This is a genomic window from Paenibacillus sp. FSL L8-0663 (genome assembly GCF_038008125.1).
Classification (GTDB): domain Bacteria; phylum Bacillota; class Bacilli; order Paenibacillales; family Paenibacillaceae; genus Paenibacillus; species Paenibacillus polymyxa_D.
Map to the genome: position 1 here is coordinate 4,114,074 of NZ_JBBOYM010000001.1, position 21,903 is coordinate 4,135,976.

The window sequence follows — 21,903 nt, forward strand, 5'->3', positions numbered from 1 at the left end:
CTCAAGGACAACCTTCCGGACAGCTACGTCAAAAGCTCACAAAATAGCCTCTGGTACTCACCTCCTTTAAAAAATATAGATTCCGCCGGGGTGAAATCCATAGATCATCATTCTGAGGTGAACAACCCTTGGTGCAGACCGTAAAAAACGAGCATCGGGTAGAAACAGGTGGACAAGTTTGAAAATGATAAGTGAAAAAAATGAAGAGAAAGGTAGGATAAGAAATTTAGAAGTAATCGAGGAGGTTAATGTGCAAGTATTAAAATACAATTTAAAACAAAAGAATGAAACATATGGTATCTTTTGAATCTAGTATAGTGTCATAAAATCAGATATTCAAGCATTTTTTTGAATTTTATTCCTTTTTTCCTTGAAGAAAAGAAAAATCTCTTCCATTTTCGAAGCAAATGCAAGTCTTCATTGTGCACTTGGTTTCGGAGATCAGAAGAGATTTTTCGACATTCAGCAAGAAACTTAAAAGAGTGTTATCTGCCGCTATTTACAGGTATGGGAACCGAGACGGCTCCATCTGGAAAGGATGATTTGGTTGGCTGCGGTCTGCGGCACAGACTCGTACATTCTCGGAAAGCCATTTGCCTGCATCCACAGCAATGATCCTGATTCACCAGTGCAAGAGCAGCCGTAAGGGCCTCTCCTGTGTGTTCAAAAAAATGCTTTTGTCCAATCATGTCGTAGCATCCAGTTTTCTGTAGTAATGCCAGCGGTTGAGGCTGGAGTCCGGAAACAAGCACTGTCCCGCCAGACTTCCGGTATTTCTGAATTAATGCAGTAAAGTTACCTTCTCCCGTCATATCCATAAAAGGAACCTTTCCCATACGTAACAACAAAATCCCTTGTAGGTGATCCGTCCGGCCTCCCACACCTGAGTTTTCCAATACCGAGGCTGCACCGAAAAATAGAGGGCCTTCCACATTGTAAATAGCCACTTGTGGACAATCATGCTGATCTGTGACCATATGGGCGCCTACTTTTTCATGTTTTACAGAAGGATCAGGAAGTACCTTGTCTACTGAAAGTGTACTGCTCATACGTTTAACAAACAATACAACCGCTAGAATCAGGCCTACCTCCACAGCCGTTGTCAGCGTCGTAAAAACCGTCAGCAAAAAGGTGACAACCAGCACAATAGAATCCGCTGTCAGCGTTTTGAGAATGTGCGCAAAATGCTTGCGCTCACTCATATTCCACGCTACTACCATCAGCACCGGAGCCATACTGGCCAACGGAATGTTAGATGCGTAAGGTGCAAAAAGCACCAGAATGAGGAGCACCACGAACCCATGTACGATGCCTGACATAGGAGAAACAGCACCATTACGGATATTTGTGGCGGTGCGGGCAATTGCACCTGTCGCAGGAATACCGCCGAACAGCGGTGTCAGCAAATTAGCAATCCCTTGTCCAACCAGTTCACGATTGCTGCTATGCCGGGCTCCCGTCATACCGTCAGCTACCACCGCTGAAAGCAGAGATTCAATAGCTCCCAGCATTGCAATAACAAGTGCTGGCGGCAAGAGTTTCACGATCAAATCCCACGTCACCGCAGGAATATGTAGCTCAGGCAAAGATGCTGGAATTGCGCCATACGCAGAGCCAATCGTAGCCACCTGCCCTGGAAAAAGTAAAGCTGCCACCAGCGTTGACAAGAGTAGACCAACCAGTGATCCGGGTATCTTGGGCCATTTTTTAGGCACCAAAATAAGCGCGGCAAGACAGATACAAGCCGTCAGGATACTATACACATTCAGTGAAGGAAGTCGATGGATGAGCTCTGCCATGGAAGGCAGAAAAGTTTCATGCCTCTCTACCCCGCGCAAGCCGAGAAAGTTAGCAATCTGACCACTGAATATCGTCACGGCAATTCCGGCCGTAAAGCCAATCGTTACTGGCTTGGGAATAAACTTGATCAATGCCCCCAGCCTGAGTACACCCATTAAAATGAGCATAATGCCCGCCATAAAACCGGCTATGAGTAAGTTCTCATAACCGTATTGCATGACAATAGCTAGCAAAATCGGAATAAACGCGCCTGTAGGTCCTCCGATCTGGAATTTGGATCCTCCCAGCAGCGAAACCAAAATTCCCGCAACAATGGTCGTATACAGCCCATATTCCGGCTTTACTCCTGATGCAATGGCAAACGCCATACCGAGTGGAATCGCCACAATCGCTACAATACTTCCGGAAATGAGATCCTTTCGCAAAGCCCCTGCGTTATAGCCTTCGAACCTTCCTATCCACTTCATTCCTGTAACCCTTCTTTTCTGTAATAGCATTACTTCTCGTTACGTATACCTTCCAGCAACGAGATAGCTTCGACCAAATGATTGTCAAAAATCCGTCGCGCCACTGCAAGCAGCTCCGTCAAAAGCGGATCACGTAGTGAATACACAACCGATGTACCTTCCTTGAAGCTGTTCACCAAATTTTTGGCTCGTAAAACGGCCAATTGCTGCGATACGGCAGAACCTTCAGAACCGAGCGCAGTCTGCAGCTCGTTCACATTCCGTTCCCCTTCACTCAGCACCTCCAAAATGCGGATGCGCAGAGGGTGAGCCAATGCTTTGAAAAAGTCGGCCTTAAATTTCTGGAGATCTCCTTCCATGCCTGCTCCGTCCCCCTCACAGAATTGTCCTATAAACGATCAACAATATCTGAATATTTGAATATTTAGTACAATAACAGCTTCGGGCCAATTGAACTATGATGTTACTCACACTTCACCATGAGTAAAGTCACATTTTTCCACACTTCTACCTTTCAGGGGTTGACAGCTTCCACAGGTTTCCATTAACATAGCAATTAACTTTTAAGAAAAGGGGGCCGACAGACATGACCGTGCTTTACATGATAACGACAGACAGGCAGCATGATACAACCACATATTTGAGTTTTCGTCTCATCGGCCCCGTTCGGGCGACATGATGGGTGATATCACGCTGTCTGACGGCGTGATTAGCCGGGCTTTTTTATTTTTTTATGCTATTGGAAGAACAGGTTATTTTACGTATTTATGATGTGTTGATCATAAAATGTAATAACACTTTCGGTGCAAGAAGCCGTAGACGACAAGTCTGCGGCTTTTTTTGTTTTTTAAATCTTTTTATGCAAGTATTTATGAATTTACTTGAAGAAGGGAACTACCCATTTATATGAATATACAACATACAACCGACTCGTCCTTGCATGAAGGACCATACAGCCATCTGATGAAGCTTCCGGCAGGTGATCTAACCGTCTATGCTTCTCAGCAACTTTTCTCCTCACTGGATTACAAAGTGTTCGAGATGGCTAATAACAATTTACAAATTCCAGGTATCCGCTATATGGGATACACACCAGATGTACATGTAGGCGTCGGAACCTGCATCGGTACGACTGCTGTATGGGGAATGGAGGATGGTTACGTATCTCCCTCCATCGTCGGCAGTGATATTGGCTGCGGCATGCGCGTACACCTGACCAATCTGCACAAGGATGCTTTGAAGGAAACCAAGCTGCGCCGTAAGCTGGTCAAAACCATCGACAAATATTTGCCCATGGAAGCCCACCAACGCGGGCATTATTCGGATATCCGACTGGAGCATATTGTACGCAAGGGTCTACACGGCTTACCCAACAAATATATTCCGGACAGCTACACTCCTAAGAAATCCACCTCACTCACCCATGTAGAGCACAGTAAGTTCTCCTTTGACGAGGAGGTGCTGAATCTTGTCGAAGACCGTACATGGCACCGGGCTCACCGACAGCTCGGCACACTGGGTGGAGGCAATCATTTCGTCGAAATTCAGGCGATTGAAATCGCGGAGGAAAACCGTGAAACAGCTGAAGCTTGGGGGATGTTCGACGGTCAGGTGGCTGTGATGATTCATTCTGGATCGCGGGCTTGGGGTGGAGCAGTCAGCCAGGCTAGTTCATCTGCCATTGCCAAGACGATGAGCCGTCTCGGACTCGGTACCTCTGACCCGAGACTGGTATTCGCACCGCTGGACCATCCCGAAGCTGCACATTATGTCGATATGATGTATTCGGCGCTGAATTATGCCGTGGTGAACCGACATCTCATCGCATACTCCGTGCGTGAAGCCTTTCGCGATGTCTTTGGTACAAAGTGCGAGTTGCATACTTTGTACGATCTAATGCACAATTATGCTTGGGAGGAATCCCATCCGGATCACGGTAGTGTGTTTGTGCATCGTAAAGGTGCTACGCGTGCTCTTCCAGCAGGACACCCCGACAATCCGCGGCCTTATCAGGCGACAGGGCATCCGGCCCTGATTCCCGGCTCTATGGGAACAGCCTCTTATATTATGGTAGGCTTACCGGGCGGTCAGGATAACTTCCACTCCATTTGCCATGGAGCAGGCCGTATTCGTTCGCGTTCTGCGACCAAACGACTCGTCAGTGTGGACGATTTTGCAGGGGCCCTGGGTGTAGGGACAGACGACGAAATTGTGGTCAATCAGGCATCACTGGAAAGCATTATCGACGAATCTCCGCAAGCCTACAAAAATGTAGATGATATTATCGAAAGTGTCACCGGGGCAGGACTCGCAGCAGTTGTAGCCAAATGCAAGCCGCTAGCTGCCCTGAAAGGAGCCAAATAATTTGAGTATAGACATCCCAGCTATTTATGAATTTGATGAACGTACAGATGGACGCATTACCGGTTATGCCGCTTATGCCCGTCTGATCGACGGTATCAGTGAAGCACTCTATAACCGCTATGGCGTAAAATACGTGCTGTATGCCAGCGATGATCCCAATATTGAGTATTGGGATCTGCTGGAGGAGGATATTCGTTCAGGCAGTCCCGACCTGGAGCATGTGGCACGGGTCTTCGATCGTTTGGAGGAACGCACCATCCAGTATGACGATGACGGGCCGACTCCTGAATACGGCGTGCATCTGTCGATGCGTAATAATGTATTCGCCTATCCCAAGTGGGGCATCGCGCTGGCGCGAGTTCCCTTTTTCCGTGATAATGGCGTGTACAATGAAGATTACGTATTTGCGATAGGCGACCAGGAGCTGCAAGGCTTCCTCGCGGGAGTACGCGGTCGTGAACGTAAGCAGAATATGAAGCGTGTCACCGTGTTTACCGACACAAGCCGTGGACTTTCTCGGCAGGCAGAGCCGATAACCCGCGCAATTACGCGAGATGACGTGATTTTGAAAGCGGAAATCAAACGGGATATTTTCCGATCACTTGATCAGTTTTTTGAAGCGGATCGTACCTTCTATCAGACTTATAACATTCCTTACAAGCGCGGCATTCTGCTATACGGCCATCCGGGCAATGGTAAAACAACACTTGTAAAATCAATTGCCAGCAGTGTACCGGGTCCGGCAGCCTACTGGCAAATTACGGAGTATACAACCAGTGAATCGGTCAAAGAGGTGTTCGAGGCGGCTACTCGCCTGGCTCCGATGGTGCTGGTCATTGAGGACATTGATTCCATGCCTCAGGAGGTGCGTTCTTTTTTCCTGAATACCCTCGACGGTGCTACATCCAAGGAGGGCATCTTCCTGATCGGAACGACCAATTATCCCGAAAAAATCGACCCGGGTCTGATGAACCGGGCAGGGCGTTTCGACCGGGCTTATGAAATCAGTTTGCCTGACGAAGCGCTGCGACTGGCATATCTCAAGTTGCGTAACTTCCTTGTTTTTGCAGGAGAAACGGGTACACAGAAGGCGGCAGCCATGACTGACGGGTTTTCGCTGGCACAGCTCGGAGAACTTTATGTCAGCACGGCTCTGGAGTGGCATGAGCAGGGAAAAGCCGATATTGAACTGATTATCAAAGGTATGCGAGGCGAGCTCGATAAGAGCCGTAAGCAGGACTGGCTAAAAAATGTGGCCGAAGGACGAGTCGGGTTCTTCTGATTTATCCTTTCATTGCCTTATCAAGAAATTTATGTTACGTTGATAAACAATAAAGTATCGAAAGGGTGACCTTAAGCCAATGATCTACTAATCCTATTCCACCAAAGAAAAAAATCGTAATCTTACGAATTTTCTGGATAGGATTAGTGTAGGCTTTTGGGTATTAACGATAAGAGCATTGCTTCTTTGACGGGAGCAGTGTATCTTCTTGTTCGTATGTCTGCCTCCTATCCAGAAACCAATGGATAAGGAGGTTTTTTGCATGAAAAGAATACTTGGGATTCTAATGATTAATATCTTCATTGTTATGGTGGGCGTGGGTTTAATTACCCCCATCCTGCCGGAACTGATCATTGAGTTTGGAGCCAGTGGGCGGGCAATCGGTTTATTGGTAGCAGCCTATGGCATAACGCAGTTCCTGCTCTCTCCCCTGACTGGACAGCTGTCTGATCGATATGGGAGAAAAGTTTTTATCCTCGTAGGTGTCATTGTTTTTGCTGTAGCTAAATTTATCTTTGCTATCGGAGATGAATTATGGATGCTGTATACCTCAAGACTTCTGGAAGGAATGGCAGCAGCCTTGATTGTTCCTCCTATGATGGCATATGTAGCGGATATTACAACAACCGAAGAACGCGCCAAAGGGAACAGCCTGCTCGCCGCAGCCATGTCATTCGGATTTGTTATTGGACCTGGATTGGGTGGTCTTCTTGCAGGATATGGAACGAGAGTGCCGCTTTACACAGCGACAGGTGCTGCTATAGCTGCTGTTATTTTTTCAGTGTTTTGTTTGCCTGAAAGTTTATCGAAAGAGCAAATGAAAGCAGCACGGGCAAGAATGATTCAGAAGGAATCTATTTATAAACAATACGCGAGATCATTGAAGTCAAAATATACAATGCTCTTTGTACTTGTCCTGGTGATGACCTTTGGACTCGCTAATTTTGAATCTGTTCTTGGTTTATATGTAACGAACCGCTTCCAATTCTCGCCGCAAAATATTGCTGTCATTCTGACCGCAGGTGCTGTGATCGGAGTCGGTATGCAAGCATTAGTTGTTGCTAAAATAATCAATAAGTTTGGTGAACAAAGAGTGATCAAAGGATCGCTTCTTTTCACCTCTGTTGCTTATATTTTATTTCTCCTAGCCAAAGATTTCTGGAGTATCTTCCTTGTCACTTCCCTTATTTTCTTTGCCACAGCTATGCTTCGTCCAGCTCTTAATACACAATTATCGAAGATGGCCGGGAATGAGCAAGGATATGTAGCTGGTATGAATAATGCCTATATGAGTGTTGGGAATATTTTAGGCCCTACTCTAGCGGGTTTTTTATTGGATGCAAATCTGTTCGCTCCATTTATAGCAGGCTGTTGTATTCTGTTGATTACTTTTTTGCTTACATTAAAAATGAAATAAAAGAGGGCAACTGATGAGCAAAAGGCAGCTACGGGTGCAAGGCTTTATTTTTGAAATGCCCGGGGCTGTAGCTGCCTTTTATTCAGTCTAAACGCTTATTTTAATAAATACTGTATTTCCCTTTATTCCACTTCCCCGCTCAGACGATTCAAAAACTGAATAGCCCGTGGACTGGTGGGCTGTTCCAGAACCTCATGCGGCGTACCCTGCTCAACGATTACACCCTGATCCATCAAAATCACATGGTCCGCGACCTCGGCTGCAAACTTCATTTCATGGGTAACAATGACCATCGTCATCCCTTCGGCAGCCAGCTGTTTTATAACCTTGAGCACTTCGCCTACCAACTCGGGGTCAAGCGCGGAGGTCGGCTCGTCGAACAATAGTACCTCAGGTTCGACCGCCATTGCCCGGGCAATACCGACACGTTGCTGCTGTCCTCCTGATAACTGATGCGGATAGGATTCGGCTTTATCAGCCAACCCCACTTTTTTAAGCAACTCCAATGCACGTTTGCGCGCTTCGTCCTTGCTCTTTTTCTGAACCGTGACTTGTCCCTCCATCACATTTTGTGCTGCTGTCATATGTGGGAAAAGGTTGTAGGATTGAAACACCATCCCTGTCCGCTTGCGCAGCGCCAAAATATTTTCTTGCCGGAGCTTCGTTCCTTTCGCAAAATTCAGTGCAATATCCCCTACTTGAATCTCTCCTTGGTCAGGAATCTCCAGCAAATTTAAGCAGCGTAAAAACGTTGTTTTACCAGAACCGGAAGGACCGATGATAACAAGCACCTTCCCCTTACCCAACGTTACGTCAACACCCTTAAGCACTTCCAGCGAGCCGAACGATTTGTGTATATTCCGAATTTGGATCACCGGTACAATCTCCTTTATCTGACGGAAAAACGGCCTAGTCGCTTCTCCAGGTAATTTTGCAGCACAGTCAAAATAGTGCTAAACAGCAGATAAATAACCCCCGCCTCGGTATACACCAATAGCGGTTCGTATGTGGTAGCTACAATCTGGTTAGCCGTTCTGAACATTTCCACATAGGTGATGGTCGCAGCCAGTGAGGTATCCTTCACCAAGCTGATGAATGAATTAGCCAACGGAGGTATGGACACACGGGATGCTTGCGGTAGCACGATACGTCGCAATACTTGCCAGCGCGTCATCCCCAGGGAGTATCCCGCCTCCCATTGGCCTTCCTGAATAGATATGATAGCCGCACGTATAATTTCAGAGCTATAAGCCCCTACGCTGAGGGTAAAACCGATTACTGAAGCAATAAACGGGTCCAATGTAATACCTACGGAAGGTAAACCATAGAAAATAATATACAATTGCACCAGCAACGGAGTTCCTCGAATCACCCATACATAGAAGCCGAAAATCAGCTTGAGTATTCTCCATTTGGACAGCCGGGCTAACGCTGTAATCAGCGCCAGCACGAGTCCCAGAGCAAAGGAGATAAGCGTGAGCGGAATCGTAAAAGAAACCCCTGCTTTTAGCAGAGGCAATAATGAATCCATAATGATTTGTATTTGGCGATCATCCATTGTACAGACATCCTTTGAAAAGATAGGTTTGAGAAGATTCGGTTCGCCTTGGCGAACGTTTGGTCTTCATTTATTATTTGGATACGTCGGCTCCAAAATATTTCTCGGAAATTTTCAGATACGTACCGTCAGCCTTCATATCAGCCAACGCTTTGTTTACTTCCTTGATCAAATCTTCGCTGCCTTTATTGAATACAGCTGCGCTGTGTGAAGCATCTGGAGATTCGTCCACCTTTTTGATGGGTGCGTCTGGCTTTTGCTTTTTCAGATCGAGATAGGATAATCCATCATTGACGGTCGCATCCACCCGTTTGGAAGTGAGGAGGTCAATGGCTTGGTTGAATCCCTCTGTTGCCACAATTTCCGCACCGTTGCTTTTCGCGATTTGAGTCAGGTTGCTGGTCAGGGATTGCCCGGACTTTTTCCCTTTTAGATCAGCAAATTTATGGATGTCTGTATTGTCTTCGCTTACGATCAGAACTGCCTTGGAGACAATGTACGGATCGGAAAAATCATATTTTTGCTTGCGCTCGTCTGTAATGGATACTTCATTGAACACTGTGTCAAACCGCTTGGAGTTCAACCCTGCGAATATGCCGTCCCATTGCGTCTCGATAAACTCCGGTTGTACACCCAGGCGTTTGCTCACTTCAGTCGCAATATCGACATCGAAGCCCGTCAGTTTACCAGCAGCATCATGGTAGGTAAACGGAGCATAGGTGCCTTCCGTGCCAATTCTTAGCTTGCCGCTTGCTTTTACAGATTCAAGAGTAGCTGTAGCAGTGGTATCTGCTTTTCCATTATTAGATCCGTTTTCTCCGGTAGATGCATTATTGGTACTGGCGCCTTTATCGTTGTTCCCGCAGGCCGAAACCAGCAATGCCATCACGATGAGTACAATCGGCAAAAAACTAAATTTTTTCATGGTATCCACACTCTTTCCCTTTTCTTGATAACCTAGCACGCGGCTGGTCATTGAATAGTACATCATTCATTTTCACGCGTCAATGCTTTTATCCAATAATCCCTATGAAAAAGGTAAGTTATATATTTTTGTGGCCTAAAGTTATTCTAGGTTGACTCTTTCATTGGCAGGTTATTCATTATAACTCCCCTCACAGCAACTTTTTCTGTACCCTCACGTTTGAGATTTCGTATAATAGGTTTTAATATGCAATTTAGAAATATGTACCGGAGTGTGATCATGGATACCCAGAATTCAACCTTATCCTCTACTTCACCTGAAGGCAGTCCCTCGGCCTGGGCTACTTTCACTTCACCCTTAAAACAATCCAAAGCGTTCACCTTGTTGTGGCTTGGACATTGGATCGCAATGTTGGGGAGCTCAGTCACCACAGTCATTTTGCCACTGGTTATCTATTCCCTAACAGGCTCGACTACTATCATGGGACTGGCGATGACGGTTTATATGCTGCCTAATGTACTTATTCTGCCTTTCGCAGGAATGATTGTGGACAGAATTGACCGAATCCGTCTCCTTCTGTTTACGAATATCGCCCGGTTTGGGCTGATGTTCATTGCGGCCGTGCTGATGTTTACGGGCGGGATGAAATTGCCGTTTCTATTCGTTGGCCTAGCGTTATACGGATTGATGGACGGTATCTTTAATCCCGCTTATTCTGCCTTACGTGCACAGGTGTTCACACCGGACATACGCAATGCAGCCAACGCGCTTAGCCAGATTAGTATACAAGCCGTCCGTCTACTTGGTCCTCCGTTAGGAGGCTTCATTGTATCTTTTTCCTCACCGGGTGTGGGCTTTGGGCTGGATTCTATCGCTTATCTGATATCTTTTGCCTGTTTTTGGATGCTGAGCGCTCATTTGGCCTCCATCATCGGCAAAGGTCAGGTAGATCCAGAACAGCAAGATCAGGGGGGACAGCATTTTCTCAAGGATTTTATCGCAGGCTTTACCATTCTCAAAAGCCATCCTTGGCTATGGATTACGATTCTTGCCTTTTCATTCATTAATATTTGTTATTCAGGCATTATCGCTGTACTCATTCCATGGCTGTTCAAGGTTCATCATGGCTACAATCCAGTCGTATATGGCATTGCGATGGCAAGTAGCGGTATTGGCGCCATGTTGGGGGCCTTTGTGTATGGATCACGCAAGCATTGGAAGCATCGTGGCCTGCTCGCTTACTTAGGAGCTTTTGTCAGCGGTCTTGCTTTACTACTGTTGTCTGTAGTCACTTGGATGCCAGGACTGATTATGAGCATGATGCTCGAAGGGTTTGGCATTATGATATTTGCGATTATCTGGGAGACGAGCCTTCAGGAATTAGTCCCAGCCGAGTCTTTTGGACGTGTAGCTAGTCTGGATCTAATGTTTTCCTTTGCCCTGCTCCCTGTCGGCTATCTGGCAGTAGGTGCTGCGGCTGATAAGCTTGGTGGTATGTTCACCATGGGTATGTTTGCAACCATCGGCATGTGTATCGTGCTAGGCGTTCTGAGTGTTCCTCATATCAGGCGTTTTCAATAGGACTTTTCCTCAAAAAAAAGCTGCTCCCACAGGTTCATTTGCGAACCTTGCGGAAGCAGCTTCTTTCCATTTTAGCCTTGTGCCCCATAGGGGCTAGTCTATTCAATGATTCGTAAGGTTAGCCTCTAGTCCGTCCAACGGAACGGAAGATCAAGCTTACAATCACGACCAGCACAATCGCACCAATTAATGCAGGAACGATGTAGAATGATCCGATTTCAGGACCCCAGTTTCCCAGAATCAAGCTACCCAACCATGCGCCGATAAAACCAGCGATGATGTTACCTATCACGCCACCCGGAACATCACGACCTGCAATAATTCCTGCCAACCAACCAATAATACCACCAACAATCAATGCCCATAACCAACTCATTTTGCGTCACCTCGTTTAAGTTTTTATCGTTGTGTTCTATTATTAACCACTCGAACTCCTTTTGAACACACAAAAGACGATTGGTTAATATTACCACAGTATGGAACACTGATTTAGGGACTTGATACCATCTTACGTGCCTCTACGACTATTTATACCCCTTGTGTGAAAAGTGTGTCTCATATGCGTTTATCCTTGTATTCCTGCTTTTTTTGTGCCATCCTCACATTATGGCTTCATCAATGTCACTTCATGCATAAGTTACAAAAATAACAGATTATTAAGGAGTGACCCCAACTGGAGTGTCGAGTAGGATGTGCCGCGTGCTGCATTGCCATTACGATTTCTTCCCCTATTCCCGGCATGCCAGATGGAAAACCAGCTGGTGTTCCTTGCCCTCAGCTAACTTCCGATTACCGTTGCCGATTGTTTGGCAAACCTGAGCGCCCAGTTGTGTGCAGTGGGTTCCATGCTGATGAGGATACGTGCGGAAGCACTAATGAAAGAGCATATCAGCTACTGAGAGAGCTAGAGGAGTCAACTTTACCGGGTAAAACTTAAGGAGAAGTTCATTCTATATGAAGGAGAATTTTGATTATGAATGTTATTGAAAAAAGAATTGCCGAATTGAAGCAATATCGACCCGATCTTACCGCCCCGAATGATATAGATTTATTCTGGGCCAAAACACTGGAAGAAGTCCACGCCAAACCTGTACATGCGTTCAAAACTCTCGTAGAAACGCCATATCCTCATATTCTTGCCTACCGGGTTACTTTTGAGGGTGTCGATGATACGCCTCTGCATGCCTGGTATGTACGCCCCCGATTTGCCGGAGATCAAAAGCTGCCATGTATCGTTCTGTTTCATGGCTATACAGGCGGAAAAGGCTATCCTGAAGATTATTCCTCCTGGCTTATGCTTGGCTTTGCTGTATTGGCAGTAGATGTACGTGGTCAAGGTGGAGAAACGGGAGACCGTCTGGGTGATGCTCATGGTACGGTTAAAGGCTGGGTAACGAAAGGAATATTGGACAAAGATACCTGCTACTACAAAACGATTACAACTGATGCCCTTAGAGCCGTAGATTGGGTAGCGGAGCAGTCGGATGTCGATTCGGCTAAAATCGCAATCAGTGGCGCCAGTCAGGGCGGAGGACTTTCATTAATGGTGGCTGCGCTCAGCGATAAAGCTGCTATTTCAGTAGCGGATATCCCCAATATGTGTCATATGGATTTTGGTATGATGAATTCTACCAGTTCGCTGACGGAAGCAGCTGAATTTGCTAACCGATTTCCGGAGCATTTGGAGCAGGTGCTACATACATTAAGTTATTTTGACGTGATGAATCTTGCTCATCGTATTCGTATCCCGATCATGGTATCGGTAGGGTTCAAGGATACTGTGTGTATGCCAGAGACGATTTTCGCCGCTTATAACCGTATTGAATCACCGAAAACGATTGAAATTTATCCGTTTACCGGACATTGGGTTGAAGGCTTTCAAAGACGTAAAACAGTTGAATTTTTAGTGCAGCATTTTTCATAATTCCTCCGGTGCACAAAAAAAGAACACCACGCATCAACCTGCGTAATGTTCTTTTCTGCTGCATCGGGGCCAGTCCCGCTTACGCCAGACAAACTCCTCGACAACTCACACAAAACAAAACTTCTAAGATTACGATGCAGCTCGCTGTTCTGCTGCCGAATCCCCTGTCCATTTTCGCACCCAAACAAAATCCATAATCATCAGACCAAACGGAATGAAGGAGGCAAACATAATAAAAAGAGGCCGCCGTATAGACCAATGCAGTGCTGTTTTCCCATAGATCAAAGCAACGAGGAGCAACAAAAAGCTCACCCGGTATATGTTACCAATCACCATAACCGCCTGGGCCATGCCCGCTGCTTGCAGCGGCTGGTGGGTGAATAGTATCGCCAAATAAGCTATAGCTTGAATCCAGAGCATGAGTCGGACACGCCCTAAAGGTGTTCTTAACACAATTTCAATCCCCTCTCCATTAGCAAGGATGTACTCTCATCCTTTACACATCCTTTATTATAACGAAAAGGTCCCCAAACTCCAACCTATCCATTTTGAATTTTGACCTAGTGAGTTGTGTCTGATAGAGTTGTGTAAGAGGTGATTATAAATGCTTAAACTGGGTATACTGGACCAGTCTCATATTCCTGAAGGCGGTACTGCTCAGGATGCATTATCCAATACAACAGATTTAGCCCGCGAAGCTGACCAACTGGGGTACAGCCGTTATTGGGTATCCGAACATCATGCTTCCAAAACACTAGCGCATTCCAGCCCTGAGGTGCTGATTGCGCATTTGGCTGCTCACACATCACGCATTCGTGTGGGTTCAGGCGGTATTATGCTGCCACACTATAGCGCGTATAAAGTCGCCGAAAACTTCCGTTTGCTGGAGGCACTCCATCCAGGACGTATCGACCTGGGAATAGGGCGGGCTCCCGGCGGTTTACCGCTTGCTACTCGCGCCCTGCAGGAAGGCAAGTACCAATCTGTCGAACAATATCCACAGCAGATTCTCGATTTAATCGACTACTTCCATGATTCGGTGCCTGACAATCATCGGTTTGCCGGTCTTCATGCCTCCCCGATGATATCGACCGTTCCTGAATTATGGTTGCTCGGCTCCAGCGGAGAGAGCGCCCGATTGGCTGCGATGATGGGGGCCTCCTATGCCTTTGCCCAATTTTTCGGGACTCCAGGCGGTGTAGAAGCTACTGCACGTTACCACGAGCAATTTCAGCCTTCGATCCTGGGTGATAAGCCCCATTCCATGGCGGCAGTTACGGTGGCCTGCGCTGAAACCGAAGAAGAGGCTGAGCAGCTGGCGTCCAGTGCTAGTTTGTATTTCCTTTTGCTCATGCAAGGTAAAGAAATGAGTTCTCTTCCGTCGGTGAAAACAGCAATGTCCTATCCATACACAGAGTTGGATCGTGAGCGGCTGCGTCAGTCCGCAGCATGGCGTGTTGTTGGTACCCCTGAACAGTGTAAGGAACAGCTACTAAGACTGGCTGAGCAGTATCGTACCGATGAGTTACTGGTCGTTTCATCCATTCATGACTTTGATAAACGTGTTCAGTCCTACCGTCTGCTGGCCAAAGCTTTTGATTTGGTATAGACAGCCGTTGAACGGAGGCTGAGCTTCAGAAACATAAAAAACCCCCGCCAGCCTATAATGGCAACAGCGGGGGTTTGTCGTAGAGAAGGGTTCATTGGAACCAACCCATCTACACTATGGAAGTAATTCAAGCACTACAAAAGTCTAACACCATATGGTACTTTGGTAGTATACACATCGAAACTAAAGTTCCAGTTGTTACCTCCTAAAGTTCCAGTTCGTATATACCAAAGGCGCATATTCTATACTCCAAACCTTGGAAAAATTGCACCCAAAAGTCCCATTCTTTACTCATTCCGATAAAGTTAATAACGGTTAAATTCTAAGGTTCCTAAGGTTCTATACCCCAAACCAGCTTACCCTGCTGATATACAGTGCCATGGTCCCAGTCTGCAAATGCTTTTTGGGTAGCACCATAGGAGTAATCGTTGGTCTCATCAAAATTGCTCCAATTTGCAGCATGAATACGGGGTTGAATTTCTCCGCTTTCCCCACCGGGCTGAATCGTTCCGGCTCCATCTGTGAAAGAAATCTCCACATATTTATCAGCCTTGGCCTTTGGATTCGGCAATGTTACAAAAGTTGCTTTTACCTTCTCATTGCCAATCCTGGCCCAGTCTACAAAAAACTGCTGAGCTTGTTTGCTTTCATCTGTGTAATAGTAGCGAATTTTTAGATCGCTCAACTTCACAGCTGTTTTCCCTTTATTTTTGATATTAAATTCAGGACGGATTGCGTTATCCTTGGCATTTGTGTCACCGGTGCGATACTGTAGCACAATTCCTTGATCGTTACTGCCTGGTGTACTTCCTCCGTTGTCGTTATCGCCGCCGTTGTTGCCACCACCGTTATTACCGCCAGTGTTGCCATCTCCGCCGTTATCCCCACCGTTGTTTCCGCCTCCACCAATGTTGCTGGAGCCTTCCAGAATCGCCTGTTTTACGAATTTTCCAGAAGCGGACAATTGTGAATCAGGCCATCCGCCCTTACGGTCAGCACCAGACATCAGCGCAGCAGAGGTCTCATTTTTATCTGACAGCGACCAGTTAGTCCAACTGATTCCACGGCTAGCCAGAAAATCAGTCCATACTTTGGATTCATTCAGGAACGGACCACCGTTACCCGAAGCATCGCTTGTACCCCACTCGGTAGCAAATATGCCCACGCCTTTGTTCAGTGCATAATCGACCCGATCGCGCAAGAATTGTCCATGCGTACCCGCATAGAAATGTACGGTATACATTGTATTCTTGTCTGGAAGTGGATGGTCTGCTGCATCATGTACATCCTGACTCCATGTGCCTGTTCCTACAATAATAATATTGTCCGGGTCCTTAGCGCGAATAACCTGAGATACCTCAGACGCATAAGGTCGGATTTGATTGTTCCAGTTCACATTTCCATTCGGCTCATTGGCAAGTTCATAGATTACGTTAGGTAAATGGCCGTACTGAGTTGAAAATTCATTAAAGAAAGCTTTGGCTTCATTTTTATGAATGTTCGGATCGCCATCTGAAAGAATGTGCCAGTCGATAATGACGTACAAGCCCAGTTTCTGTGCTACCTCAATCGCTTCTTTCACTTTATTTTTCAAAGAAGGATTGGCGATATAACCACCTTCTTCAGTGTACAGTGCAACCCGAAATACGGAAATGCCCCAATCGTCCCGTAGCCATTTCATAGAGTCCTGATTTACCAGATCCCCAAACCATTGGACGCCGTGAGAGCTAATACCTTTGAGTTGCACAGGTTTACCGTTTTTATCCACCAATTTACCATTCTTTACTGAAAGTTGTCCGTAACGTTCCACAGGTGTCGTCCCAGCAGCCTCTGCTGTTTGCGTATTCCAGTTGAATCCGTTCGTTAACGTTAATAGTAATACTGCTGTTAGCATCACCGCTACTCTTTTTGCGATCCTTGACAGGATCCATTGCCCATTCATCATTTACACATTCCTTCCTTTTTATAAAGTAGATGAGACTTATCAGTACGTTGTTCTCTGCTCTTTTACCCCCTCCTTTATACAACAAGAGGATCAGGTCCAAACATCGATGTCACTTACCTGTATATGGATGATACTACTATTATAGTTAGTTCCATGTTACATTTCGACTTTATGATAGAAAATGAACAGGAAGTCACGGTTTTGGGATGTGTTCTACTTGGTTGGCTACTATGGAGTACTAAAGGGACAAAAGACTCATTTACCAATTGCAAAATTCGGAGAATTTTAGTTATTTTAATAAAAAAAGACCGCTTCCCGTGCCTTGGCTCGGTAGCAGTCTTATAGATGATCTTATATGTGATCGAATAATGTTACAAATATCGTCTTAACGTATGATCTCCCTATTACCCCTGAGCAGTTGCTTGAGGTTCTTTGGTCGTCTGATCTTTCTTCATATCGCCGCCATCCGTCGCTTGCTCTGTCAGTACAGTCTCAGATGAGTTACCTATTACCTTGTCAATAAGTTGCAGCCAAGGTTCTTCACTACCTCCACAGCTCTCAATATCACCGAGCAGGGACTCTAGCGTGGTTCCTTCTTCTGGCAAATCAATAACTAAACTGTCTTCGTCAACTTGGATGGTGCAGCAGGTTTTCATTGTAAATCCCTCGCTTAATTCATATTTGAGCATGCAGTAAGCTAGCTCAGATGGGATGAACTCCCATGGATTCCGGGATAAGCCCGTTGAATCCGTCTGAAATTATAAACCTAATGCACATCAATTGCAATGAACAAACCTTGAATTTTTAAGAATTAGCGAGTGGTACGGGCAGGAATGGAAATCTAAACGAAGTGTTCGTGCCAGTAATTTTGGATTTATAGAAAATCAGTTCAAACAATCAGCAAGCTCCGTAAAAATCACGCCAAGCGCATAAGCCCCCGCGTCTGGATAACCAAGGCTTCTCTCTCCTACCGTTCCGGCACGGCCCATACGCGCCACGATGTCTTCCGTCTTTTTGGCCCCTAATACAGCGGCTTGAGCACCACTTACAAAGGCTGTCTTCACGTCAAAATCTAATTTTGCGCTCTCCAACCAGCTATCTGCACATGGCACTAATGCATCAATAAGCGTTTTATCGCCAACAACGGCTCCTCTGCCGAAAGAACGTTCGCCTGTTGATTGTATGCCTTGCACCGCAGCCTGCATCATATCTGCGAATTCGGAAACGGTGAGTTCGGTTCGTTCGCCAGCAGATCGTGCCGCTGCGCGAAATGCTGAGCCCCATATCGGACCCGAAGCGCCACCGCAGTATTCCATGATGACGAGCGAGCATGAATGAAGAAAGGCTCCCATCGTCAAAGAGTCTTGATTCAGGATGTCTCTCCATTCCCGTTTCAGCTGACGAAATCCCTTAGCAACGCTCATGCCAAAGTCGCCGTCGCCTGCATGAGCGTCAAGATCGCAGAAAGGTACCTCATTCTTGATGATAACCTCACTCATCTTATCGACTAGGTAGGTAAGATTGTTCAACGTAATTTTGTTGTTTTCAATAACTGCGAAGGCAGGGTCCGTTTCTACCTCAAAGGATACTTGCCGCTTTTCGTCTGCTACAGTTGAAATATCCGTGAATACGACATGATCAACAGGTCCAGCCACCTTGAACGCAGGCGCGTTGCTTTCATGAGAGAGGAGCGTTTTCAGTTCCTTGTCCAGCTTCATGATGGAAACCGAGATACCTGCCATATCGATACTCGTCATATAATTGTTGACAAAAGTACGATCAATCTTGACCCCCTTCGCTGCTAGTTCGCGAGTGACCGAATGGTTGAAGAGGTACAGTTCTTGCAGAGGCGTACCGCCGAAACCATTGATCAACAGGGCGATTTCTCCGCTGAATCCAGTTTCGATCTGCATGTCTCGAAGGAGATCGGTTACCATTCTGGCTGCCAGCGTATCTGCATCCGTCAGCTTCTCGCGGCTGGTCCCAGGCTCGCCGTGAATGCCAACACCGTACTCGATTTCATCATGCCCGAGCTCTAATGTTGGCGTGCCCTTCGCCGGCACGGTACACGAAGTCAATGCGAATCCGATACTGCGTACATTCGCAGCGGCTTTCTCGGCTACTGCTTTAACTTCCGCCAGACTCCGGCCCTCTTCCGCCGCTGCACCCGCGATCTTGTGGACGAGTACCGTTCCCGCCACTCCGCGCCGTCCGACTGTATATAGGCTGTCTTCTACCGCGATGTCGTCCTCAACCTTTACATAGTCCACTTCCAGACCGTCTTCAGTGGCCAGATGGGCGCCGTTTCTAAAGTTCATAATATCGCCGCTGTAATTTTTGATAATCAGCAGCGCACCTTTTTTCCCGGTCGTCGCTCGGATGGCCTGATATACTTGAATTTGTGAGGGAGAGGCGAAGACATCACCGCAGACCGCGGCATCGAGCATCCCTTGGCCAACGAAGCCGGCGTGGGCGGGTTCATGCCCGCTGCCACCGCCGCTGATGAGCGTTACTTTCTCCGCGTTCAATTCCTTTTTCTTGAGCACTTTGTATTTTGGCAGAAATTCCAACTCAGGATGCGCGAGCGCAATACCACTGCACATCTCAAGGACCAAATTTTCCGCACGGTTGATGACCTTTTTCATGCTACTTTACCTCCGCTTTGTACTGGCTCCCGATACGGTTGGCCGCAGCGATTGCCGCTGCAACCTGCTCCACTGTGACCGGAAACGGCATGGAATGAATCGATTCCTCCAAAATGCAGGCCTTTGCAGCTACTTCCATAAGTTCTTCCTGACTGATATGATCGACGCCGATATCAGCCAAGCAGACCGGTAAACCGACGGCTAAACAGAAATCAAGTACCTGATGTAATTCTTCCGTCGGTGCGTTTTCGAGCACCAGCTGTGCGATCGTGCCGAATGCAACTTTCTCTCCATGATAATAATGATGCGTGCCTTCCAAAATCGTGAGTCCATCATGAATCGCATGGGCCGCCGCAAGTCCACCGCTCTCGAAGCCGAGGCCTGAGAGTAAAATATTAGTTTCAATGATATTTTCGAGTGCTTGCGTAACCTGGTTTTCATCACATGCCGCTTTTGCTTTGGCACCGTCTTTCAACAGCATTTCATAGCATAGCGTTGCAAGTGCAATCGCCGCATTTGTACCTACTGCTGGCGCACACTGTCCTTCGCGTACTCCATTAGGCAGTCCGGCATTGACCCTGGAGTAAGAACGGGAGGTCGCACGGGCTTCAAAGTAAGTTGACAGTGCATCACCCATACCTGACACAAGGAATCGGGTTGGTGCATTGGCAATTACGGTGGTGTCGACTAATACGACACTCGGACTTTGCTTAAAATAGGCGTAATCGTCGAAAGCACCTTCCGGAGTGTACAGAACGGCCGAGTGACTTGTCGGTGCATCCGTCGCAGCAATCGTCGGACAGATGATAAGCGCTTCCCCTTGAGCTACGCATTTCGCCGCGTCGATCGCTTTCCCGCCGCCAAGACCTACGATACAATCGCATCCGTTTGCAGTAGCAATTTCCTGAAGTCTGGACACTTCCTGTCTGGAACACTCACCCATAAAACCGCTTTCAATAAAGGTCACGTTATATTTACCCAAAGTGGAATCAAGTTTATCTTTTACCCGCGCCACATCAGCAGGATGCGCAATCAGTAAAGCGGATTTGCCGAAGGTGCTCACATAGTAACCCAAATTCAACAATTCATTTTCACCTTGTACATATTTGCTTGGGCTGATAAAAGCTTTTCTCATCTATAATTCCTCCTTATGATTGTGTTGGCTTCGTTCTGATTAAAACTATAACCGAACCATGTAAACTTTACATTGGAGGAATCAAGGAATATATTATAATCTACAATCGTATTTTTTTGCACTAAGGATCACGAATTGTACTTTTTTGTTATCGCTTACAGGATAATTTACTATTAAGGGATGAGATCTTGATACGTGAACATTTGAGCATCCAGAAAATCTTTGATTTGAAAAAGTGGGAGCAGTTGCAGGATTCATTAGCATCCGTTACCCAATTAGCTATTCTCACTGTCGATTATAAAGGGAATCCCGTAACTAGCCACAGCCAATGCCAATCGTTCTGCAATAAGGTTCGCCAGGATGAGAGTCTCCTTCCCTACTGCCAAAAATGTGACTCTCGCGGTGGACTTGAAGCGGTACGTTCCAACAAACCTTATATTTATCTTTGTCATTATGATATCGTTGACATCGCGGTACCGATCATTATTGACGATAAGTACATCGGCGCCGTCATGGCTGGTCAGGTCCGCTTAGCCGATCCTTCGAGCGCCTTACAGCTGGAGCAAATCCTCACGTCAAAAAATGAAAAACTGTACAGTTCCAAATGGGAGGAACTTAAGAACGACTACGCCGATCTGCCCTCCATGACCTATCAGGAAATTCAGACGATCTCCAACATGTTATCCTTATTGTGTAATTATATTGTAGAAGAAGCCATGAACAAAAATCTTCTCGCGGAAATGTTCGAGAAGGCGTCGGCCACACATTCCACTCCGCAGTTGTCCGAGATCCTTCCTGGCTACTCGCTGGAGCATATCGAAAACCTTAAGAAAGAAATGAATAATTTCTTAGCAGATGCCTATCTGAATTCCTCAGAAGATGTGGATATTCCGTGCGGAAATCCCGTACTCAAACCCGCCTTCGAATATATCTTTGAGCACAAGGGTGAAACTTTTTCTTTGAAAGCCATGGCTGACTTGTGCCACATTAGCCCAAGCTATTTTAGTCGGCTGTTTGCCAAGGAAACGGGTGAGAACTTTTCCAGCTATCTTTCCCGCTTGAAGATTAGATGGGCGAAGCAGTTGCTCGAAGCTACAGATATTCCTGTATCTCAGATCAGTAGCGAGCTCGGCTTTAATGAGCCGGGGTATTTCATCAAAATATTCAAAAAGTATGAAGGCACAACGCCCGCGGTGTACCGAAAGTATTACAAGGGATAAAACAAACGAAAAACAGATGATTCACGGGTCT

Annotated in this window: 19 protein-coding genes; 8 read left to right on the plus strand and 11 right to left on the minus strand. The window is 46.5% G+C overall.

The features are described from left to right. Positions 1 to 485: 485 nt before the first annotated feature. Together MKY75_RS18070 and MKY75_RS18075 are read right to left on the minus strand one after the other, a co-directional pair. Entirely contained in the window at positions 486 to 2,267 is a 1,782-nt protein-coding gene (locus MKY75_RS18070) for a SulP family inorganic anion transporter (RefSeq protein WP_340886165.1), read from the minus strand. A 29-nt stretch (positions 2,268 to 2,296) separates the two neighbouring features. Beyond that, the gene (locus tag MKY75_RS18075) at positions 2,297 to 2,626 is read right to left on the minus strand and encodes an ArsR/SmtB family transcription factor (protein WP_013311437.1); all 330 of its coding nucleotides are present in this window, start codon (positions 2,624 to 2,626) and stop codon (positions 2,297 to 2,299) included. A 547-nt stretch (positions 2,627 to 3,173) separates the two neighbouring features. Here MKY75_RS18075 and MKY75_RS18080 point away from each other — a divergent pair. The 3 genes from MKY75_RS18080 to MKY75_RS18090 all read left to right on the plus strand — a co-directional run bounded on the left by MKY75_RS18080 (position 3,174) and on the right by MKY75_RS18090 (position 7,330). Then, the gene (locus tag MKY75_RS18080; protein WP_340886167.1) at positions 3,174 to 4,631 is read left to right on the plus strand and encodes an RtcB family protein; all 1,458 of its coding nucleotides are present in this window, start codon (positions 3,174 to 3,176) and stop codon (positions 4,629 to 4,631) included. Between the two features lies 1 nt (position 4,632). Further along, complete coding sequence (locus MKY75_RS18085; RefSeq protein ID WP_029515648.1) at positions 4,633 to 5,913, plus strand: AAA family ATPase; 1,281 nt, start codon at positions 4,633 to 4,635, stop codon at positions 5,911 to 5,913. Positions 5,914 to 6,175: 262 nt separating this feature from the next. Then, the gene (locus MKY75_RS18090) at positions 6,176 to 7,330 is read left to right on the plus strand and encodes an MFS transporter (protein ID WP_069012512.1); all 1,155 of its coding nucleotides are present in this window, start codon (positions 6,176 to 6,178) and stop codon (positions 7,328 to 7,330) included. Positions 7,331 to 7,452: 122 nt separating this feature from the next. Here the strand turns inward: MKY75_RS18090 and MKY75_RS18095 are convergent, their stop codons facing one another. The 3 genes from MKY75_RS18095 to MKY75_RS18105 all read right to left on the minus strand — a co-directional run bounded on the left by MKY75_RS18095 (position 7,453) and on the right by MKY75_RS18105 (position 9,813). Beyond that, the gene (locus MKY75_RS18095) at positions 7,453 to 8,205 is read right to left on the minus strand and encodes an amino acid ABC transporter ATP-binding protein (RefSeq protein ID WP_340886171.1); all 753 of its coding nucleotides are present in this window, start codon (positions 8,203 to 8,205) and stop codon (positions 7,453 to 7,455) included. A 14-nt stretch (positions 8,206 to 8,219) separates the two neighbouring features. Continuing rightward, complete coding sequence (locus MKY75_RS18100) at positions 8,220 to 8,888, minus strand: amino acid ABC transporter permease (protein ID WP_069012510.1); 669 nt, start codon at positions 8,886 to 8,888, stop codon at positions 8,220 to 8,222. A gap of 73 nt (positions 8,889 to 8,961) precedes the next feature. Then, on the minus strand, positions 8,962 to 9,813 hold the full coding sequence (locus MKY75_RS18105) for an amino acid ABC transporter substrate-binding protein (RefSeq protein WP_165149613.1): 852 nt from the start codon (positions 9,811 to 9,813) through the stop codon (positions 8,962 to 8,964). Positions 9,814 to 10,092: 279 nt separating this feature from the next. Between MKY75_RS18105 and MKY75_RS18110 the strand changes: the two genes are divergently transcribed. Further along, positions 10,093 to 11,394, plus strand: a complete 1,302-nt coding sequence (locus MKY75_RS18110) for an MFS transporter (RefSeq protein WP_165149615.1) — start codon at positions 10,093 to 10,095, stop codon at positions 11,392 to 11,394. 118 nt (positions 11,395 to 11,512) lie between these two features. Here MKY75_RS18110 and MKY75_RS18115 read toward each other — a convergent pair whose 3' ends face one another. Then, positions 11,513 to 11,770, minus strand: a complete 258-nt coding sequence (locus MKY75_RS18115; RefSeq protein WP_013311445.1) for a GlsB/YeaQ/YmgE family stress response membrane protein — start codon at positions 11,768 to 11,770, stop codon at positions 11,513 to 11,515. 297 nt (positions 11,771 to 12,067) lie between these two features. On the opposite strand from MKY75_RS18115, the gene MKY75_RS18120 reads away from it, so the two are divergent. Continuing rightward, positions 12,068 to 12,331, plus strand: coding sequence for a YkgJ family cysteine cluster protein (locus MKY75_RS18120; RefSeq protein WP_238437904.1), 264 nt, complete (start codon positions 12,068 to 12,070; stop codon positions 12,329 to 12,331). A 36-nt stretch (positions 12,332 to 12,367) separates the two neighbouring features. Further along, the gene (locus MKY75_RS18125) at positions 12,368 to 13,318 is read left to right on the plus strand and encodes an acetylxylan esterase (protein WP_165149617.1); all 951 of its coding nucleotides are present in this window, start codon (positions 12,368 to 12,370) and stop codon (positions 13,316 to 13,318) included. A gap of 129 nt (positions 13,319 to 13,447) precedes the next feature. Here MKY75_RS18125 and MKY75_RS18130 read toward each other — a convergent pair whose 3' ends face one another. Further along, on the minus strand, positions 13,448 to 13,771 hold the full coding sequence (locus MKY75_RS18130) for a DUF3817 domain-containing protein (protein ID WP_029515655.1): 324 nt from the start codon (positions 13,769 to 13,771) through the stop codon (positions 13,448 to 13,450). A 151-nt stretch (positions 13,772 to 13,922) separates the two neighbouring features. On the opposite strand from MKY75_RS18130, the gene MKY75_RS18135 reads away from it, so the two are divergent. Next, the gene (locus MKY75_RS18135; protein ID WP_029515656.1) at positions 13,923 to 14,927 is read left to right on the plus strand and encodes an LLM class flavin-dependent oxidoreductase; all 1,005 of its coding nucleotides are present in this window, start codon (positions 13,923 to 13,925) and stop codon (positions 14,925 to 14,927) included. Between the two features lie 331 nt (positions 14,928 to 15,258). On the opposite strand, the gene MKY75_RS18140 is transcribed toward MKY75_RS18135, so the two are convergent. The 4 genes from MKY75_RS18140 to MKY75_RS18155 form a co-directional block, all read right to left on the minus strand. Beyond that, complete coding sequence (locus MKY75_RS18140; protein WP_340886173.1) at positions 15,259 to 16,872, minus strand: cellulase family glycosylhydrolase; 1,614 nt, start codon at positions 16,870 to 16,872, stop codon at positions 15,259 to 15,261. Between the two features lie 404 nt (positions 16,873 to 17,276). Continuing rightward, the gene (locus MKY75_RS18145) at positions 17,277 to 17,528 is read right to left on the minus strand and encodes a hypothetical protein (RefSeq protein WP_039273050.1); all 252 of its coding nucleotides are present in this window, start codon (positions 17,526 to 17,528) and stop codon (positions 17,277 to 17,279) included. A gap of 228 nt (positions 17,529 to 17,756) precedes the next feature. Then, positions 17,757 to 19,517, minus strand: coding sequence for a dihydroxyacetone kinase subunit DhaK (dhaK, locus tag MKY75_RS18150; RefSeq protein WP_069012505.1), 1,761 nt, complete (start codon positions 19,515 to 19,517; stop codon positions 17,757 to 17,759). A gap of 1 nt (position 19,518) precedes the next feature. Continuing rightward, on the minus strand, positions 19,519 to 20,652 hold the full coding sequence (locus tag MKY75_RS18155) for a glycerol dehydrogenase (protein WP_069012504.1): 1,134 nt from the start codon (positions 20,650 to 20,652) through the stop codon (positions 19,519 to 19,521). Between the two features lie 188 nt (positions 20,653 to 20,840). On the opposite strand from MKY75_RS18155, the gene MKY75_RS18160 reads away from it, so the two are divergent. After that, positions 20,841 to 21,872, plus strand: a complete 1,032-nt coding sequence (locus tag MKY75_RS18160) for a PocR ligand-binding domain-containing protein (RefSeq protein WP_340886174.1) — start codon at positions 20,841 to 20,843, stop codon at positions 21,870 to 21,872. Positions 21,873 to 21,903: the final 31 nt, after the last annotated feature.

What these genes read in the sequence shown, in the direction of transcription:
- MKY75_RS18070 (WP_340886165.1), bottom strand. Translation starts at nt 2,267, where the DNA reads ATGAAGTGGATAGGAAGGTTCGAAGGCTATAACGCAGGGGCTTTGCGA.
- MKY75_RS18075 (WP_013311437.1), bottom strand. Translation starts at nt 2,626, where the DNA reads ATGGAAGGAGATCTCCAGAAATTTAAGGCCGACTTTTTCAAAGCATTG.
- MKY75_RS18080 (WP_340886167.1), top strand. Translation starts at nt 3,174, where the DNA reads ATGAATATACAACATACAACCGACTCGTCCTTGCATGAAGGACCATAC.
- MKY75_RS18090 (WP_069012512.1), top strand. Translation starts at nt 6,176, where the DNA reads ATGAAAAGAATACTTGGGATTCTAATGATTAATATCTTCATTGTTATG.
- MKY75_RS18100 (WP_069012510.1), bottom strand. Translation starts at nt 8,888, where the DNA reads ATGGATGATCGCCAAATACAAATCATTATGGATTCATTATTGCCTCTG.
- MKY75_RS18105 (WP_165149613.1), bottom strand. Translation starts at nt 9,813, where the DNA reads ATGAAAAAATTTAGTTTTTTGCCGATTGTACTCATCGTGATGGCATTG.
- MKY75_RS18110 (WP_165149615.1), top strand. Translation starts at nt 10,093, where the DNA reads ATGGATACCCAGAATTCAACCTTATCCTCTACTTCACCTGAAGGCAGT.
- MKY75_RS18115 (WP_013311445.1), bottom strand. Translation starts at nt 11,770, where the DNA reads ATGAGTTGGTTATGGGCATTGATTGTTGGTGGTATTATTGGTTGGTTG.
- MKY75_RS18125 (WP_165149617.1), top strand. Translation starts at nt 12,368, where the DNA reads ATGAATGTTATTGAAAAAAGAATTGCCGAATTGAAGCAATATCGACCC.
- MKY75_RS18135 (WP_029515656.1), top strand. Translation starts at nt 13,923, where the DNA reads ATGCTTAAACTGGGTATACTGGACCAGTCTCATATTCCTGAAGGCGGT.
- MKY75_RS18140 (WP_340886173.1), bottom strand. Translation starts at nt 16,872, where the DNA reads ATGATGAATGGGCAATGGATCCTGTCAAGGATCGCAAAAAGAGTAGCG.
- MKY75_RS18145 (WP_039273050.1), bottom strand. Translation starts at nt 17,528, where the DNA reads ATGAAAACCTGCTGCACCATCCAAGTTGACGAAGACAGTTTAGTTATT.
- dhaK (WP_069012505.1), bottom strand. Translation starts at nt 19,517, where the DNA reads ATGAAAAAGGTCATCAACCGTGCGGAAAATTTGGTCCTTGAGATGTGC.
- MKY75_RS18155 (WP_069012504.1), bottom strand. Translation starts at nt 20,652, where the DNA reads ATGAGAAAAGCTTTTATCAGCCCAAGCAAATATGTACAAGGTGAAAAT.